The sequence below is a fragment of the Cyanobium sp. NIVA-CYA 375 genome, assembly GCF_056108345.1.
The window spans coordinates 1-702 of record NZ_JBSYHW010000333.1; the positions used below are offsets into that span (position 1 = coordinate 1).

General features: G+C 62.1%; 1 protein-coding gene. It reads left to right on the plus strand.

Annotation, left to right across the window (positions count from 1 at the left end; genetic code table 11):
• Nucleotides 1-113 precede the first annotated feature (113 nt).
• On the plus strand, nucleotides 114-702 hold a 589-nt coding region (locus tag AC01FP_RS18415), incomplete at its 3' end, for a transposase (protein ID WP_474482306.1).

The following is a 702-nucleotide window of genomic DNA, read 5'->3' on the forward strand; positions in this document are numbered from 1 at the left end:
CTGGAGGGACTAGGAGCATGTCGCACATAGATCCACGCGCGCCCAATCCACAGCCAGCCCTCAATCTGCCCAGAACCCAGTGACTGCAATGGTTCTGGGCGAGATCATGGGTCATGGTCAAGCCCAAATCGTTCCGCCCCTGGAACCCCGAGCAGACGCTGCTGCTGCCGCCATCACCGGTGGACTGGCTGCCGGAGAACCATCTGGTGTTCTTTCTGCTCGATCTGGCTGCTGAGCTGGATCTTGAGGCCATCCACGCCGTCTACCGGCAGAAGGATCCTCGCGGCGAGAAGGCGTACGAGCCCCGGATGCTGGTGGTGCTGCTCCTGTACGCCTACTGCGTCGGGTTGCCCAGCTCCAGGAAGATCGAGAAGGCCTGCTGGGAGGACGCCGCTTTTCGGATGCTGACCGGGAACCAACAGCCGGACCACAGCCGGATCGCTGATTTCCGTCGCCGACATCTTGATGCGTTGGCCGGACTGTTCATTCAGGTGCTGCGGCTGTGCCAGAGGGCAGGGCTGGTGAGCCTGGGGACGGTGGCGTTGGATGGCACCAAGGTCAAAGCCAATGCCAGCAAACACAAGGCGATGAACCACGAGCGGATGCTCAAGTCCGAGCGGCAGCTGGAGGCTGAAATGCGGGCATTGCTGCGCAAGGCCGAGATCATCGACGCTCAGGAGGACGGCCAATACGGCAAGGGCA